At 49.4% G+C, this 17,073-nt stretch carries 12 protein-coding genes; 2 read left to right on the top strand and 10 right to left on the bottom strand.

Going from position 1 to position 17,073, the window contains the following annotated elements:
* Nucleotides 1-8 precede the first annotated feature (8 nt).
* The 10 genes from lepB to aroC all read right to left on the bottom strand — a co-directional run bounded on the left by lepB (nt 9) and on the right by aroC (nt 12,945).
* Nucleotides 9-911 carry a signal peptidase I gene (gene lepB / locus H8L47_RS20640; protein ID WP_186955485.1) on the bottom strand — a complete coding sequence of 301 codons (903 nt, stop codon included), beginning with the start codon at nt 909-911 and terminating at the stop codon, nt 9-11.
* On the bottom strand, nt 908-2,701 hold the full coding sequence (gene lepA, locus H8L47_RS20645; protein ID WP_186955486.1) for a translation elongation factor 4: 1,794 nt from the start codon (nt 2,699-2,701) through the stop codon (nt 908-910). Before lepA ends, lepB begins: the two co-directional genes overlap by 4 nt.
* A gap of 170 nt (nt 2,702-2,871) precedes the next feature.
* Nucleotides 2,872-3,726: a tRNA pseudouridine(38-40) synthase TruA gene (truA, locus tag H8L47_RS20650; RefSeq protein WP_186955487.1), complete on the bottom strand. Its 855-nt coding sequence runs from the start codon at nt 3,724-3,726 to the stop codon at nt 2,872-2,874.
* 32 nt (nt 3,727-3,758) lie between these two features.
* Nucleotides 3,759-6,611, bottom strand: a complete 2,853-nt coding sequence (locus H8L47_RS20655) for a FimV/HubP family polar landmark protein (protein WP_230413843.1) — start codon at nt 6,609-6,611, stop codon at nt 3,759-3,761.
* A gap of 363 nt (nt 6,612-6,974) precedes the next feature.
* Nucleotides 6,975-8,105, bottom strand: coding sequence for an aspartate-semialdehyde dehydrogenase (asd, locus tag H8L47_RS20660; protein WP_186955489.1), 1,131 nt, complete (start codon nt 8,103-8,105; stop codon nt 6,975-6,977).
* A 47-nt stretch (nt 8,106-8,152) separates the two neighbouring features.
* A complete protein-coding gene (leuB, locus tag H8L47_RS20665) occupies nt 8,153-9,223 on the bottom strand; it encodes a 3-isopropylmalate dehydrogenase (protein WP_186955490.1) in 1,071 nt (356 codons plus the stop codon).
* A 17-nt stretch (nt 9,224-9,240) separates the two neighbouring features.
* The gene (leuD, locus tag H8L47_RS20670; RefSeq protein WP_186955491.1) at nt 9,241-9,888 is read right to left on the bottom strand and encodes a 3-isopropylmalate dehydratase small subunit; all 648 of its coding nucleotides are present in this window, start codon (nt 9,886-9,888) and stop codon (nt 9,241-9,243) included.
* Between the two features lie 8 nt (nt 9,889-9,896).
* Nucleotides 9,897-10,019: an entericidin A/B family lipoprotein gene (locus H8L47_RS20675; RefSeq protein WP_186945679.1), complete on the bottom strand. Its 123-nt coding sequence runs from the start codon at nt 10,017-10,019 to the stop codon at nt 9,897-9,899.
* A gap of 18 nt (nt 10,020-10,037) precedes the next feature.
* Complete coding sequence (leuC, locus tag H8L47_RS20680; RefSeq protein ID WP_186955492.1) at nt 10,038-11,441, bottom strand: 3-isopropylmalate dehydratase large subunit; 1,404 nt, start codon at nt 11,439-11,441, stop codon at nt 10,038-10,040.
* Nucleotides 11,442-11,862: 421 nt separating this feature from the next.
* A complete protein-coding gene (aroC, locus tag H8L47_RS20685) occupies nt 11,863-12,945 on the bottom strand; it encodes a chorismate synthase (protein WP_186955493.1) in 1,083 nt (360 codons plus the stop codon).
* A 288-nt stretch (nt 12,946-13,233) separates the two neighbouring features.
* Between aroC and H8L47_RS20690 the strand changes: the two genes are divergently transcribed.
* Both H8L47_RS20690 and H8L47_RS20695 read left to right on the top strand, forming a co-directional pair.
* The gene (locus tag H8L47_RS20690; protein WP_186955494.1) at nt 13,234-15,474 is read left to right on the top strand and encodes a GGDEF/EAL domain-containing response regulator; all 2,241 of its coding nucleotides are present in this window, start codon (nt 13,234-13,236) and stop codon (nt 15,472-15,474) included.
* Between the two features lie 264 nt (nt 15,475-15,738).
* Nucleotides 15,739-17,070, top strand: coding sequence for a sensor histidine kinase (locus tag H8L47_RS20695; RefSeq protein ID WP_186955495.1), 1,332 nt, complete (start codon nt 15,739-15,741; stop codon nt 17,068-17,070).
* Nucleotides 17,071-17,073 lie beyond the last annotated feature (3 nt).

The raw sequence follows: 17,073 nt of genomic DNA on the forward strand, positions 1-17,073 counted from the left end.
ATTGAAGTTTAATGAAAACTACCAATACGTTCGATGTCACCAAAATTCATCCAGATGAAAAATGCTTTACCGACAATATTTTCATCTGGTACAAATCCCCAGAATCGGCTGTCCTGACTATTATCCCTGTTATCGCCCATCATGAAATAACGTCCCGCTGGTACGGTACAGCTAAAACCATCGATTTCATATGTACATAACTCTTTACCCTTGAAATCATATGGCTCGACAAAGGCAGGTCTTTGCTCATTGATCAGGATACTGTGGCTAAGGCCTGTCAGGTCTTCCTTGTAATGCTTGAGGTAATCCAGATTATCACGGAAATCAGGCATGCTTGTGTATGAAACATCTTTACCATTTACAGATAAGCGCTTGTTTTTATACACGATTTTATCACCAGGCACACCGATCACACGTTTAATATAGTCTACAGATGGATCCACAGGGTATTTAAATACCATGACATCACCTCTGCGTGGATCATTGATGGAAATAATCTTTTTATTAATCACCGGCAGGCGTATACCGTAGGTGAATTTATTGACCAATATCAAATCACCAATAAACAAAGTTGGCAACATTGAGCCGGATGGAATTTTAAAAGGTTCGAACAAAAAGGAACGCAAGAAAAATACCAGTGCAATCACTGGAAAGAAACTGCCGGAATATTCTACCCAGACAGGTTGCTTGAGCAAGTTAGCTTCCAGTTCATGGCGGGTATTTTCCTCCAGTCGTATACCTTCTGCTGTCAACTTGGACCGGCGGGCATCGTATTCAGCCAAAGCCTTGTCGGCATTTTGACGACGTTGTTTGGCAAATATAAAGGTATCCAGAAACCAGATCACACCTGTCACTATAGTCAAAACAAACAGGATCAGGGCAAAGTTGCCTAAGATTGATTGCAAACTCATTTTTCATCCACTTGTAAAATCGCCAAAAACGCTTCTTGCGGGATCTCCACTGAACCCACCTGCTTCATGCGCTTCTTACCTGCTTTTTGTTTTTCCAGCAATTTGCGCTTACGGCTGATATCGCCACCATAACATTTCGCCAAAACGTTTTTGCGCAAGGCTTTGACATTTTCACGCGAGATGATGTTGGAACCAATTGCAGCCTGAATTGCCACGTCAAACATCTGGCGCGGGATCAATTCGCGCATTTTTGCGGCGACGGCACGGCCACGGAAATGGCTGTTTGCCCTGTGCACGATAATTGCCAGTGCATCGACCTTTTCGCTATTGATCAACATGTCCACCTTGACCACATCTGCAGCGCGGTTTTCCTTGAACTCATAGTCCATGGAAGCATAGCCACGGGAAGTGGATTTCAGGCGATCAAAGAAATCCAAGACAATTTCAGCCATTGGCATTTCATAAGTCAATTTGACCTGGCGGCCGTGATAATTCATATCCAGCTGCACACCGCGTTTTTGCGTACACAAGGTAATCACCGAACCCACATATTCTTGTGGCATGTAGAGATTGACAGTGACAATAGGTTCGCGAATTTCTTCTATCTTGGATGGTTCTGGCATCTTGGACGGATTATCCACCATCAGGATGCTGCCATCGGCCATCAGTACCTCATACACCACCGTTGGTGCTGTGGTGATGAGGTCCATGTCGAATTCACGTTCCAGACGTTCCTGGACGATTTCCATGTGCAGCAGACCAAGGAAGCCGCAGCGGAAGCCAAAACCCAGCGCCTGTGACACTTCAGGTTCATACATCAGCGCAGCGTCATTGAGCTTGAGTTTTTCCAGGGAATCGCGCAGGGCATCGTATTGATTGGCTTCAACCGGGAACAAACCGGCAAACACTTGTGGCTGCACCTCTTTAAAACCGGGCAAAGGCTCGGCAGCAGGTTTGTTGGCAACAGTGATCGTGTCGCCAACTTTGGCTGACTTCAATTCTTTAATGCCGGCAATCACAAAGCCGACCTGCCCAGCCGACAATTCTGTACGGCTCAGTGACTTGGGCGTAAACACGCCTACACTTTCAACCAGATGCTGGGCTTCGGTTGCCATGAACAAGATCTTGTCTTTAGGACGCAGCGTACCGTTCTTGATACGCACCAGCATGACAACGCCTACATAATTATCAAACCATGAGTCGACGATCAGTGCTTGCAAAGGTGCAGTTGGATCGCCTTGCGGAGGTGGTACTTTAACGATCAACGATTCGAGTACATCTTCAACACCCAGACCGGTTTTTGCTGAGCAGTGCACAGCATCGGACGCATCTATGCCGATGACTTCTTCGATTTCCTGGCAGGCATTATCGGGATCGGCAGATGGCAAGTCAATCTTGTTCAGGACGGGGACTACCTCGACACCGAGTTCAATAGCGGTATAGCAGTTTGCTACTGTCTGAGCTTCCACACCCTGGGATGCATCAACGACCAGCAAGGCGCCTTCGCAGGCGGACAGAGACCGGCTGACTTCATAGCTGAAATCGACGTGACCCGGTGTATCGATGAGGTTCAGGTTATAAATCTGACCATCGCGTGCCTTGTAATGCAGGGCCGCTGTCTGGGCTTTGATAGTGATACCACGTTCTCGCTCAATATCCATGGAATCAAGCACTTGCGCTTCCATCTCGCGGTCGGAGAGGCCGCCACAAAGCTGGATAATACGATCTGCCAGTGTGGATTTGCCATGGTCAATATGGGCAATAATCGAAAAATTGCGGATGTTATTCATTGAAATTACGAAAGAAACAAAGGTGAAGCGAATACCAGCTATAAAAAAAGCGCTCTGAGCTGGGCAAGCTTCCCCAGGCGAGCGCCTTCAGTTTGGGTTTTGCAAAACGCCATTTTACCGGATTTCACCCCGGAAAGCCGATAAATCGTCGAGTTGATGTCAGTTGAGCACTACAAAAAAGACAAGAAAGCCAGAGTTTCCACCAAATCTCTTTGTGGCAAGCCCCATTTGTCTTCATAGTCGATTCTGGCCAGGTATAAGCCGTCAGGCATGAAGGTAGGCGCGGCGATTTCGCGGTTCATGCTGGCCAGCACTTCACCCATCCATTCAGGCTCCCTCTTACCTGTACCAACAAAGATCAGCGAACCAACGATATTTCTGACCATATGATGCAGGAAGGCACTGGCACGCAAGGTAAAGATAATCATCTCGCCCTGGCGCCGTACCTGTATGTCGTACATATGCTTGACCGGGGTTTTAGCCTGACAACCTGAGGCACGAAAGGCAGAAAAGTCATGTTCGCCCAATAGATGCGTAGCAGCAGCGCGCATGCGCTCCACATCCAGCGCACGGAAGGTCCACCCAGCCCGTCCGCTCCACATCGGTGACCGGATGGCGGCATTATGCAAAATATAATGGTAGGTGCGCGCCCTGGCACTAAAGCGTGCATGAAAGTTGTCTTCGGACTCAGTATCTAAAGGTAGTTCTTTTACCCACTGGACTGCTACAGAGGCAGGCAAAAAAGCGTTGACTCCATTTACCCATGAGTAGGGCTCACGCACCAGATCACAATCAAAATGCACGACTTGCTCTATGCCATGGACACCGGCATCAGTACGGCCTGCACAGGTGGTCTTGATTTCTGCCTTGGTAAACTGCTGCAACGCCCGCTCCAGCGCATCTTGCACAGTATTACCTGAGGGCTGTGTCTGCCAGCCTTGCCAAGAACCACCATCGTACTGCACACCTAAAACCAATCGTTTCACTGCAACTCCATTCCCAAAAAACAAAACGGGCGCCAGCATGTGCCGCGCCCGTCATGACTACCTCAAGAAACTCAAGCCATTTGCGCCATCATGGACTTAGCTCTTTCTACTTGCTCAGTCGTGCCGCCCTTGAGGACCTCGTCAAGCAATTCACGGGCACCTTCCTTGTCGCCAATTTCATGATAAGCAACGGCCAAGTCCAGCTTGGTCGCCATTTCTGCATTCTGCGCTGGCGCTTCTGCCTCAACAACAGGAGCAGCGGCAGGTTCCAGATCAAGATCTATGCCGGACAGATCAAACTCAAAAGCAGAAACCGCGTCTGCCTCTGATTTGCCTGCCGTCAATTCTGGTAACGGTGTTTCTGCAGCCTCATCTGCGAGGGATGCAGCTAACAGATTTTCATCGATTTTTTCATCTGCAAGGAACTTGTCCAGAGACAAAGGGTCGGCGGCAGAATTATCCTCCGCAAAATCAATATGTCCGAGATCAAGCTCAAACTTGTCAGCTTCTGGCTGCGGCGCTATCACTGGTGCAGGTTCTCCAATCATAGGGATGGGAGCTGGCTCAGGATCTTTAGTGCCAAAATCAAAATCTATCGTGCCAAAATCGACTTCTGGTGCAGCCACTGGCACTTCAACAGGCGCAGCGCGAGCCACAGGCTCAGGAATTTTTGGCACTTCTGGCTCAGACATGCCGGAAATATCCAGATCAAAATCCAGCGCATGCTCATCCATTGCTGGTTCTTCAGCCTTGGATTTTGCTGCACCATTACGCTCTGCCGTGTCAATGATACTGATTGCTTCGAGCATATCCTGAGACAGGGAGTTGGCCAGCAATGCTTCCGGATCCAGATCTTCCAGCGGCTGAGTACCAGAACCCAGGCCTGACGCTGCTGCCATCTCTGCCTTGGCCTTACCGCCTGCATAGAGCGGGTTGCCTGGTTCCAGCACGATACCCATAGAAGCAGCCTGAGCCCAGTCATCACCCTCACCACTAGTCATACCATACAACTCACTGGCCAGACGCTCAAAGGTTTTGGCATCTTTACGACCAAAATAAATTTCTAGCAATTTCACCCTGACCGCATGACGGTCTGGCTGGGTACGCAGAGCTTCTTTCAGAATTTCTTCGGCCTGAGAATCGCGACCATAGGCGATATACACATCGGCCTCTGCCACCGGATCGACTTCATTGGCGTCAAGTTGACTTGCTGAAGGGGCGAAGTTGGAATTGAAGACGCTATTATTCGTATCCACACTTTGCCCACCAGTAGAGCCAAACATGGAGTTTGCCTTCATGCTGGAACCAGTCAGGATACTATCTTCAAACTGTTGCATTTTTTTCTTGCGCTGGCTAGTCCAGATACCCAGACCACCCAAGATGGCCAGCAAGCCTATACCGCCAGGCAAGAGATAATCGGAAATGCTATCAAAGAAACTCGGCTCTGGCGGCGGTGGCGGCGGTGCAACCGTTTTACGTTTCACCGGTGGCTTAGGTGCTTCAGTAGCTACGGCAGAAGCAGCAGACGCTGTTGCTGGCATGCTGGCAGGCGCACTCACTTGCGCAGACGCAGCGACTGAAGCAGTGGCCGATGTCGCCACGGATGCGGGAGCCGGGGCCACAGCCACGCTGGCAGCAGCAGGTGCTGTCACTGATGCAGGTGCAGCGACTGCAGGCATACTTGCAGCAACCGGCGCACTGGCTTTCGCATCTGTACGTGGCTTGGTCAACTCTGCTTGCTTGGCTGCCAATTCTTTGTTTTTGATTTCTATCTTCTGCGCTTCCAGCAGATTTTTCAAATCGCTGACATTTTTTTCCAGCTCTTTCACGCGCGCATTAGCTTCTTGCGCAGCACGTTCTTTCGCCAGCTTATCTTCATCCCCTGCCCCTTTGCCAGCAGTACGTGCAGACGCAGGACCAACTTTGGACAACTTCAGTTTATCAGGAGAGTCGGTTGTCGCATTTGGTACTTCCTGGACCTTGGCCGAGATTTTGCCACCACCGCTTTGCTTGGTCGCTGGCGCTTTCTCTGCTGGCGCTTCTGCTACCTGGCCCGCCAATTTATTGCGGTAAGCGTTAAAGTCTGCAGCATGCGCCACGACCACAGAATGTGCTTCATTGCTGCTGCCGGTGTTAGCACGCGCAGAATCAGCATCAGGAATAGTCAAAATCTGCCCTGATTTCAGACGATTCATGTTGTTGCCGGCAAAGGCTTGCGGATTGGCACGATAAAGACTCACCAGCATCTGGTCCAGTGACACGCCTTCTGCACGGTAACCGCCAGCAATCTTGCTTAATGTATCACCTGCTTTGACCTGATACTCGCCAGCAGAAGTAATGTCTTTGCTGGCCTCAGCGTTTTTTATAGCGGACTTGCTTCCTGCACTGGCTTCCGGCGTGGTAGGCCGGTTATTTTTTGCAGAACTCGGAATGGTAAAATTTTGTGGCTTTCCAGCAACAAGTGTAGGGTTACTGACTTGCGCAGATTGACTATTTCGCAATTCGGCGGGGTCCAGCAAGAAGGTGTATTCTCTTACCAGCTTGCCGTTGGATGAGTTCATCTCCACCAACATATCGACGAACGGTTCGTTCATCGGCTGGGCAGAACTGATGCGTATCACATAATTGGCACCACGCTGCTCGATGGCAAAACGCAGGGACAATAGCGCGGCATTAAAGTCTATGTTGGCTTGTTTAAAAGCTTCCTGAGATGCCAGTTTGGGCACAAGAGAATCAACTTCATCCTTAGCAGGAGAAGTCAGCTCTATCTCGGCACGAAGCGGTTGCCCCAGAGCGGACAACACGGTCAATTTACCGAGACCGGTAGCATGCGCGCTAGACAGCGCAAACAAGGACGACGCTACAGCAACACTTAACGCCTTGCGTCCCAGGGTAATCACAGACGATTTTTTTTGATTATGCATTTTGTCAGACATATTGGGAATTTTGGGCGAACAAAGTCCGCTGGGTGACGCTTTACACATTGCCTAGCGACGCGTCCTAATGTTTCACATTAACATTACAAACAATGCCACGCAAGCTTAACGCGATTTATCACAGTGGTAAATACATTAAGAACCTTGAAGTGCAAGGATATCGCATAAATGTTGTTGCCAAATGACAAGTGAATAAATAATCGCCAAAATCCTAATTGTTTATTTATTAAAATTGAAACTAAATACCCGTCGACACCTTCGACGAAGCACTTCTACAGTTTCAAAAACGACAAGGGGGCGTTAAACGCCCCCCTATATTCTACAACAAGTTTTTAAGACTACCTCAAAACATCAATCTTCGATCAAAATACGCAACATTCGACGCAGCGGTTCTGCAGCTCCCCACAGCAATTGATCGCCAACAGTAAAAGCCCCGACGTACTCGGGCCCCATCGCCAGTTTGCGGATACGGCCAACCGGAATTGTCATGGTGCCAGTCACAGCCACAGGAGTCAGATCACGGATACTGGCTTCACGGGTATTTGGCACAACTTTCACCCATTCATTGTCTGCAGCGATCATGGCTTCGATATCGGCGACCGGCACATCTTTTTTCAGTTTAAATGTCAAAGCCTGGCTATGGCAGCGCATGGCTCCTATACGTATGCAGAATCCATCGACTGGTACAGCGGAAGTGCCAAAGCCTTCCCCCTGTCCGAGAATTTTATTGGTTTCCGCCATGCCCTTCCACTCTTCCTTGGACATGCCATTTCCCAGATCCTTGTCTATCCATGGGATCAGCGACCCACCGAGCGGTACGCCGAAATTGGCAGTCTCGGCTTCTGACAAGGAACGCTGTTTCGCAATGATCTTGCGGTCGATTTCGAGAATTGCACTTTTTGGATCATCCAGCAAAGCACGCACTTCTGCATTCAAAGTACCGTATTGCGTCAACAATTCACGCATATGCTGCGCGCCACCACCAGATGCAGCCTGATAAGTTTGCGTGCTCATCCACTCTACCAGACCAGCCTTATACAAAGCACCAACACCCATCAACATACAACTGACAGTGCAATTGCCGCCTATCCAGTTTTTCTGGCCCTTGACGAGAGCTTGCTTGATTACCGGCAAGTTGACGGGATCAAGCACAATCACAGCGTCATCATTCATGCGAAGACTGGAGGCAGCATCTATCCAGTGCCCACTCCAGCCGGTTGCGCGCAGTTTTGGGTAAATGTCATTGGTGTAATCACCGCCCTGGCAGGTAATAATAATCTCGCACTTCTTGAGCGCCTCAATATTATTTGCGTCTTGCAAGGTCTTTTCATTCTTTGCCATTGCAGGGGCCGAGCCACCCGTATTGGAAGTTGAAAAAAACACGGGTTCAATATGATCGAAATCACCTTCTTCCTGCATGCGTTGCATCAGGACAGAACCCACCATACCGCGCCAACCTACCAGACCCACCAGTTTCATCATTTTTCCCTAAAATTTTGCAGGACGTCCCTGCCCTTCACGAACAAAAATCAACTTAATGCCTGTAAAACAGCCTGCCCCATCTCGCCCGTACCAACCTTGGTTGTACCTGCCTCATAGATGTCAGGGGTACGCAAGCCTTGCGCCAAGACTTTTTTAACGGCGTTTTCGATACGGTCAGCCTGTTCAGCCTTATTCAAGGAATAACGCAACATCATGGCGGCAGACAGGATGGTTGCCAGAGGATTGGCCACGCCCTTGCCCGCGATGTCCGGTGCCGAGCCATGGGAAGGCTCATACAAACCCTTGTTATTCGCATCCAGTGAAGCAGATGGCAACATGCCGATAGAACCAGTCAGCATGGATGCCTGATCAGACAGGATGTCACCGAACATATTGCCAGTGACGATAACGTCAAATTTCTTTGGCGCACGCACCAATTGCATGGCGGCATTGTCGACATACATATGATCCAGCGCCACGTCAGGATATTCCTTATGGACTTCAGTGACGATATCTTTCCAGAACTGGAAAGTTTCCAATACATTGGCTTTGTCGACACTGGTCAGGCGTTTGTCACGCTTTTGCGCAGCCTGGAAAGCCACATGCGCAATACGACGGATTTCTGATTCTGCATAACGCATGGTATCAAAACCTTCGCGCTCACCTTTGAAAGGCCCGTCCGGGCAGACACGCACGCCGCGTGGCTGACCGAAATAAATATCACCTGTCAGCTCGCGGATGATCAGGATATCCAGGCCAGAAACCACTTCCGGCTTCAGTGTCGATGCACCGGCCAGTTCCGGGTACATGATGGCTGGACGCAAATTGGCGAACAGCTTCAGGTTTTTACGCAAACCCAAAATGGCTTGTTCAGGGCGCAATGGACGATCCAGGGTGTCATACTTCCAGTCACCTACTGCACCAAACAGGACCGCATCGGCTTCCATCGCCAGTTTCAGTGTCGCTTCTGGCAAGGGGTGGCCAGAAGCTTCATAGCCAGCGCCACCGACAGGCGCAGTTTCCATTTCAAAAGATTCGCCAAGCGCGTTCAATACCTTGACTGCCTGCTCAACGATCTCAGGACCTATGCCGTCACCCGGCAAAATAGCAATTTTCATATTCTCAACAAATTAATTTAGATAGTATTGGCGAGCCAGGGCTGAGCAGCAATATGGCGCTCTTCAAAAGCGCGTATCTTGTCAGCCTGGCGCAAAGTCAGGCCAATATCATCCAGGCCATTGAGCATGCAATACTTGCGGAAGGCATCAACATCAAAGGCATAGCTGGCACTGCCATTGGTAGTGCGCACAACTTGCTGCTCCAGATCCACGATCAGGCGGTAGCCAGGGAAGGCTTTAACTTCATTGAATAGCACATCAACCTGCGCATCTCCAAGAACGATGGGCAGCACGCCGTTTTTATAGCAGTTATTAAAGAAGATATCGGCAAAACTGGGGGCTATAATGGCGCGAAAACCGAATTGCTCCAAGGCCCAGGGAGCATGCTCACGCGAGGAACCGCAACCAAAATTTTTGCGCGCCAGCAAGATGGATGCGCCCTGGTAGCGAGCCTGATTCAATACGAAATCAGGATTAACAGCACGCTTACTATTGTCCATCCCGGGTTCGCCGTGATCGAGGTAACGCCATTCATCAAACAGGTTAGGGGCAAAGCCACTGCGTTTGATGGATTTCAAAAACTGCTTGGGGATGATGGCGTCAGTATCCACATTGGCCCTGTCCATGGGAGCAACCAAACCATCAAGTAAAGTAAATTTTTCCATGTCGGTACTTATTTTTTGCCTGCATTTTCGACTGCTTCGCCAGCCTTTTTAACGTCTTTACCCAAACCCTGAACGGTATTGCAGCCTGCCAGGATGAAAGCGCAAATCGCCAACGCAAATAATTTTTTCATGTCTTTCCTCCGCAATAATTAATTCAAGTTACGTACATCAACAAAATGTCCGGCAACACCAGCGGCAGCTGCCATTGCGGGTGACACCAGATGGGTGCGACCGCCCTGCCCCTGACGACCTTCAAAGTTACGGTTGGAAGTGGAAGCACAACGCTCACCCGGCTCCAGCCTGTCGGCATTCATGGCCAGACACATGGAGCAACCTGGCTCGCGCCATTCAAAACCAGCGGCCTTGAATATCTGATCCAGACCTTCGCGCTCGGCCTGCTCTTTCACCAGACCAGAGCCTGGTACGACCATCGCCAGTTTGACGTTTGATGCACGGTACTTGCCTCGCACCACCGCAGCAGCAGCACGCAAATCTTCTATGCGTGAATTGGTGCAGGAACCGATAAAGACTTTATCAATACGGATGTCAGAAATGGCAGTATTTGGTTGCAAAGCCATGTAGATCAGGGCTTTTTCTATGGCATCGCGTTTCACGGCATCTTTTTCCTGTTCAGGATCAGGTACACGGCTATCTATCGCCACCACCATCTCAGGAGAAGTACCCCAAGTGACCTGCGGTTTGATTTCGGCAGCATTCAGCGTCACGACCATGTCGAATTTGGCACCTGCATCAGTATGCAATGTGCTCCAGTACTCAACTGCCCTGTCCCAATGCGGACCAACTGGCGACAATGGGCGGCCTTTGACATAGTCAATGGTAGTTTGATCTACCGCCACCATGCCAGCACGCGCACCTGCTTCAATCGCCATATTACAGACCGTCATGCGGCCCTCCATGGACAGGCTGCGGATGGTAGAGCCAGCAAATTCAATTGCATAACCAGTGCCGCCGGCGGTACCTATCTTGCCGATAATGGCCAGGACAATGTCTTTCGCTGTCACTCCCACAGGCATGGCACCATCAACTTGCACCAGCATGGACTTGGACTTTTTTGCTATCAGGGTTTGTGTCGCCAGCACATGTTCGACTTCAGAGGTACCAATACCATGGGCCAGGCAGGCAAAAGCACCATGCGTGGAGGTATGCGAATCACCGCAAACGACTGTCATGCCCGGCAGGGTTGCGCCTTGTTCAGGCCCAATCACATGCACAATGCCCTGACGTTTGTCGGCCATGCCGAAATAGGTTAAACCATATTCTTTGGCATTGGCGTCCAGTGTTTCCACTTGCAGGCGAGAGATCGGGTCATCAATACCATTGATGCGGTTTGTGGTTGGCACATTATGATCTGCCACCACCAGATTGGCGGATAGGCGCCAGGGTTGACGTCCAGCCAGCTTCAAGCCATCAAAGGCCTGCGGGCTGGTGACTTCATGCAACAAATGGCGGTCTATATAGAGAATTGCAGTGCCATCATCTTCGGAATGGACTACATGGGATTCCCATAATTTATCGTAAAGCGTTTTAAGCATAATCTGAAGCCTGGAAATAAGTCATCGGTTCTTGCAACATCCTGTACTGCATCTTTTTTTCGCATTTGATTATGCCACAATTGTGCAACGCAAAACCAACCCTCATGCCAAATTGGTGCATGAAAGTTTCAGTATAAATGCATGGGTTTGATGATAATCGCCAAATTTTCATCTGGTTTTTCGGGCTAATCTGGAAAATAGCCAGTGAAAATTTTGAGTTGAGAAAAATGTGCTCAGGAAAGTGACCGAACAGGCCAACGGCGCAAGTGATATTGATGGTGATAGAGATGCGCGGCGGGTAAAGAGGCAATATGCTCTATGAGAATGCTATGGCACCGTTGCAACTGGCCCAGTGTAGCATGTTCCCACTCACCAATAAGGAATGGGAACTTGCGATATCAAGCAAATAATTTATCAGGAATCACTGAGCTGATTTGACATCGCCGCATTGCGCCCGGTGGCGCAGGGCATGATCCATCAAGACCAGTGCCAGCATGGCTTCAGCTATCGGCGTTGCACGTATACCAACACAAGGATCATGACGACCAAAAGTTTCCACCACAACCGGATTACCGTCTTTATCAATTGACCTTCTTGGCGTGCGTATCGAAGAGGTAGGTTTGATGGCGATGGAAACCGTAATATCCTGTCCAGTAGAAATGCCACCAAGTATGCCACCTGCATTATTGCCAACAAAGCCTTCTGGCGTCAGTTCGTCACCATGCTCAGAGCCGCGCTGAGCAACGGAGCGAAAACCGGCACCTATCTCCACACCTTTGACAGCGTTAATCCCCATCATGGCATAAGCAATTTCCGCATCGAGTTTGTCATAAATAGGCTCGCCCAGACCGACCGGTACGTTGGATGCGACCACATCTATCTTGGCGCCGATGGAATCACCATCCCTGCGCAATGCATCCATATAGTCTTCAAGCTGGAGTATAAGAGCAGCATCTGCCGTTGGCGCAAAGAATGGATTGTTTGCAGCATGCTCCCAAGCCTGAAAAGGAATGACAATTTCGCCTAACTGACTCATGCCGCCATGGAATACTGTTCCGTATTGCTGTTTCAACCACTTCTTGGCGATCGCAGCTGCACCAACGACCGGCGCAGTCAGGCGTGCAGAAGAACGCCCACCGCCGCGTGGGTCGCGGATGCCATATTTATTCCAGTAAGTGAAATCGGCGTGACCAGGGCGAAAGGTTTCAGTTATGTTGCCATAATCCTTGCTCCGCTGATCCTGATTGCGGATCAACAGACCAATCGGTGTGCCTGTGGTTTTGCCCTGATAAACGCCAGACAGTATCTCCACCGTATCAGGCTCTTGCCGCTGAGTCACATGACGCGAGGTCCCAGGGCGGCGGCGATCAAGTTCTGGCTGTATGTCTGCTTCAGACAAGTCCATGCCTGGAGGGCAGCCATCAATCACGCAACCAATTGCGGGCCCGTGAGACTCGCCAAAGGTTGTAACAGTAAACAAAGTGCCAAAAGTATTACCGGACATAATATTTCGAAAATGAGAGGTTAGACAGAATGAAGCCCATTTTACCAGTGAAGCGCGCCGCACAGAATTTCGCTTCCACGCCAGGAAGAGAAAGATTTCACTATTTTTCGCACATTCCAGCCAAATTCAGGACATTTTTCTCCCCGTTCAGACGAATCTTGTTTTATTCTTACCAATGAAAAATAGATGAAGCTTGGCTACGGATACATTTAGTGTCATAGTTCCGCAAAGAACCAATTTTGCAGTGCCCTTACCATACGATATGCCAAGCATGGAGCCGCATTACAGATGAATTCAACGATCCACTCTTCTGAAGATGATCTGGTTTTCCTAGATGAACCAGACAGCGATGAAACTGCGACGGCTTCACGGCCCGCGCAGACTTGGCGGATCATGATTATTGATGATGATCCTGATGTTCACTCTGCCACAACTTTTGCTTTGGGCAGTCTGGAGATACAGCATCGCGCCCTCAGCTTTCTGCATGCCTATTCTGCTGCTGAAGCGCGCGACATCCTGAAAAATGAAACCGATATTGCCATCATCCTGCTGGATGTGGTCATGGAGCAGGAAGACGCCGGCTTGCAATTGGTCAGCCATATACGTAAAACCCTGGGCCTGACTGATGTACGTATCATATTGCGCACTGGACAACCAGGCTATGCACCAGAAATAGATGCGATACGCGATTACGACATCAATGATTACAAAACCAAATCGGAACTGACCCGTACCAAACTCTACACTGCCGTTACCTCAGCCATACGTTCCTACGAACAAATCTGCGCGATCAGCGCCAGCCGTCGCGGCCTGGAAATGATCATCCATGCCAGCACAGAATTAATGGCGCTACAAGGATTGCAAAATTTTGCCGCAGGGGTACTGGTGCAAATTGCCGGTTTGCTGGGACTTAACACCGAAGGCTTTGTCTGCGCCCGCCAAGTACCAGTTGAGCTACAGGATGATAGTGATGACTTGTACATCATTGCCACAACCAATATGTATCTTGGCAGCCTAAATAAACCGCTTGAAAAATTAAGCAACCAAGCTGCCAGTGGCATCGTCAAACGTTCGCTGGAAGCGCGTCAGAGCATATTTGAAGCTGAATCGACGGCGCTCTATTTTAATAATGTCGCGCAAAAAGATTTCACCTTATTTCTGAATACCGGCTTGCATTTGAATGAAATGGACAAGCGCTTGCTGGGTGTGTTCTGCGGCAATGTGTCAGTCGGTCTCGATAATGTCATGCTGACCTCGCGCCTGCATAACTATGCTTTCTATGATCCGCTGACTGGTTTGGCAAACCGCCTGAAACTCTTGCAGACCTTGAACGAGACCCTGCTCACCTCGTTAAAGAACCATAGTTCGTTATCTCTCATTGATATTGATCATTTTGCTGAAACCAATGATGCACTTGGACATCAGTTTGGCGACCAGTTATTGTATTCAGTCGCTCAGAGACTGTTGGCCAATTTTGGCGAGCAATGCCAACTTGCCAGGGTAGGCAGTGACACCTTTGCCCTGTTGGGAGATGAGAGCCTGGTCTGTCCGGATAAAATTCTGGCCCTGTTCAACTCACCTTTTGATGTTGATCAGCAAGATGTACAACTCTCGGCAACCATAGGCCTTATCAAACTTGATGATTATGACAGCGATGGCTCTGAGGCACTGAAAGATACCAATATTGCCCTGAAACGCGCCAAGATGAATCGTCGCGGCGGTTATGAATACTTTACCCGCAACATGGGCGTGGAAATTCGTGAACGCGTCTTGCTGATGCATGCCCTGCGTGCTGCATTTGAACAAAAGAAATTATTCCTGGTTTTCCAACCCCAGATTGATATGCGCGATGGCAGGGTGCTGGGTGCTGAAGCTTTGTTGCGCTGGAAAACCGATGAGGGCAAATTCATCCCGCCAGACCAGTTTATCCCTATCGCCGAGTATTCAGGTTTGATTGTCGATATAGGTGAATGGGTCTTGCGTACCGCCTGCCTGGAACTCGTGCATCTGCGTAGCCTGGGTTACACCGATTTCCAGATGGCCATCAATGTCTCGCAGGCGCAGTTTTCTCATCCGCTGTTCATGCAATCGCTGAACAAGGCGCTGGCCGATACCCAGGTTCCTCCAAAATATGTGGAATTGGAAATTACCGAATCCATGGCCATGAAAGATCCGGAGTTGCTAATCAAGACCCTGCATCAGATCAAACAACTGGGCATGAGCATCTCTATTGACGATTTTGGCACTGGTTTCTCGTCACTCAGTCACTTACAAAAGCTGGATGTAGACAAATTAAAAATTGATCGCGCCTTCGTCAATGAAATCCAGAAAAACCCGAATGAAGGCAGTATTGCAAAAATGATAGTGCAACTCGGTAAAAATCTGGGACTATCCATCATCGCCGAAGGTGTCGAAAGTGAAATGCAGGCCAATACCCTGCTCTCTTATGATTGCCATATCGCCCAGGGATATCTGTACTCCAAGCCATTGACCCGCGATGACTTGCATGCCTGGCTGGCCAGCAGATAAGTCTAGAGCACATCAGACTGCTATTGCCGTCTGATGTGCTCCACATACGCACGCGCCCCGCACATTCCCCAATCTGCAGCATCGACACTCATGCATATCAAATGAGGCATTTTCCATTCTATCCTGCATTTTTTGCAGACTGTCGCAAGTCGCTACCCATGCAAAGACGATTTCCCTACAGTATCAACATGGACTGAAAAGTCGCTAGCAGCCAGTTCCACGCACTTCTGGTATGTCTGGGATAACCGTTAAAAGAGAAGCATCATGAATAAAGACAATGCAGATACATTCAAACAAACCATCGCCAACCTGATGGCCTGGCTTAGTAAAAGCTTTGACACAACGGCAGCCTGGGTCACGAAATTGTCGTGGTGGAAGTTTTTTTTATTTGCCATTATCACCATCACAGCAGGCGGCTTGTTGCAAGACATACTGTTTACTTCTGAAGAAAATGTCGTGGTGACCAAAAGCAGCTCACCGAAAAAAACAAAAAAAACCAGCAAAATCACTGATGGCGATACCAGCATAGAAATCGACGACACTGGTCTGCATATCCGCAAAAACAATCTCGATGGCAAAGGCAAGCAGATAGAGATCGATGAGAACGGAATTCACATCCGCAAAGATGACGGTATTGCTCCGCCCGCTCCACCCGCACCACCAGCGGCTCCAAGCGCTTCTGACCCAGTAGCACCGCCAGTTCCACCGGAACCTCCGCGTGCCCCATCCATCACGGACAGGGACGATATCCATATCAAATTACCTGCTGAATTAGCCAAGGAAATCAGCGAAGAAATCAATAACGCTGTTGCTGATGCTGCAGATGAAGAAGTACGTAGCTATAAACGGACGTCGTCAAAATGGTTTGCCAATTTTGTCGTTTTGCTGGTCGTTGGTCTGTTTGGCATGAAAGCACTGATGAGTGGAAAAATACGCGCTGAAGAAAAGGCCAAGGAAGCTGGCATGGCGGCAGAACGCGAATCCCTGTTGCGTCAGGTTAGCGAAGCACAGATGCAAATGATGCAAGCCCAAGTAGAGCCGCATTTCCTGTTCAATACCCTGGCCTCGGTTGAATATTTGATAGAAACTGATCCGCCACGTGCCGCTGCCATGCAGCGCAGCCTGATCGCTTACTTGCGCGCTGTCTTGCCACAAATGCGAGAAAATGCCAGCGTGACCAATCTGGGACGTGAAGCTGACATGATCAAGTCTTATCTGGAATTACTGAAAATGCGCATGGAAGAAAGATTGAATGTCGACTTCATCATGCCGGAAGGCTTGCGCAGTGCTTCCTTCCCGCCGATGATGCTGCAGTCCCTGGTAGAAAATGCGATCAAACATGGCCTGGAATGCAAGGCAGAAGGCGGTACCATCCACTTTCATGCAGAGGTCGCCCATAACAAGTTGCGCGTCTCTGTCAGTGATGATGGTCTGGGGTTTGGTGCCATGCCCAGCAATGGGACTGGACTGGGACTGCAAAATATACGTGAGCGCCTGAAATTGATTTATAAAGAAAAAGGACAAATGATCATTACCCCTAATCAACCCAGCGGAGTTTGCGTTACTATAGAAATCCCGTACGAATTAGCCAACTAGTTT

It is taken from the genome of Undibacterium umbellatum, assembly GCF_014284125.1.
Classification (GTDB): Bacteria; Pseudomonadota; Gammaproteobacteria; order Burkholderiales; family Burkholderiaceae_D; genus Undibacterium; species Undibacterium umbellatum.

What these genes read in the sequence shown, in the direction of transcription:
- leuC (WP_186955492.1), bottom strand. Translation starts at nt 11,441, where the DNA reads ATGCTTAAAACGCTTTACGATAAATTATGGGAATCCCATGTAGTCCAT.
- lepB (WP_186955485.1), bottom strand. Translation starts at nt 911, where the DNA reads ATGAGTTTGCAATCAATCTTAGGCAACTTTGCCCTGATCCTGTTTGTT.
- H8L47_RS20675 (WP_186945679.1), bottom strand. Translation starts at nt 10,019, where the DNA reads ATGAAAAAATTATTTGCGTTGGCGATTTGCGCTTTCATCCTGGCAGGC.
- leuB (WP_186955490.1), bottom strand. Translation starts at nt 9,223, where the DNA reads ATGAAAATTGCTATTTTGCCGGGTGACGGCATAGGTCCTGAGATCGTT.
- aroC (WP_186955493.1), bottom strand. Translation starts at nt 12,945, where the DNA reads ATGTCCGGTAATACTTTTGGCACTTTGTTTACTGTTACAACCTTTGGC.
- H8L47_RS20695 (WP_186955495.1), top strand. Translation starts at nt 15,739, where the DNA reads ATGAATAAAGACAATGCAGATACATTCAAACAAACCATCGCCAACCTG.
- leuD (WP_186955491.1), bottom strand. Translation starts at nt 9,888, where the DNA reads ATGGAAAAATTTACTTTACTTGATGGTTTGGTTGCTCCCATGGACAGG.
- lepA (WP_186955486.1), bottom strand. Translation starts at nt 2,701, where the DNA reads ATGAATAACATCCGCAATTTTTCGATTATTGCCCATATTGACCATGGC.
- truA (WP_186955487.1), bottom strand. Translation starts at nt 3,726, where the DNA reads ATGCTGGCGCCCGTTTTGTTTTTTGGGAATGGAGTTGCAGTGAAACGA.
- asd (WP_186955489.1), bottom strand. Translation starts at nt 8,105, where the DNA reads ATGATGAAACTGGTGGGTCTGGTAGGTTGGCGCGGTATGGTGGGTTCT.
- H8L47_RS20655 (WP_230413843.1), bottom strand. Translation starts at nt 6,611, where the DNA reads ATGCATAATCAAAAAAAATCGTCTGTGATTACCCTGGGACGCAAGGCG.
- H8L47_RS20690 (WP_186955494.1), top strand. Translation starts at nt 13,234, where the DNA reads ATGAATTCAACGATCCACTCTTCTGAAGATGATCTGGTTTTCCTAGAT.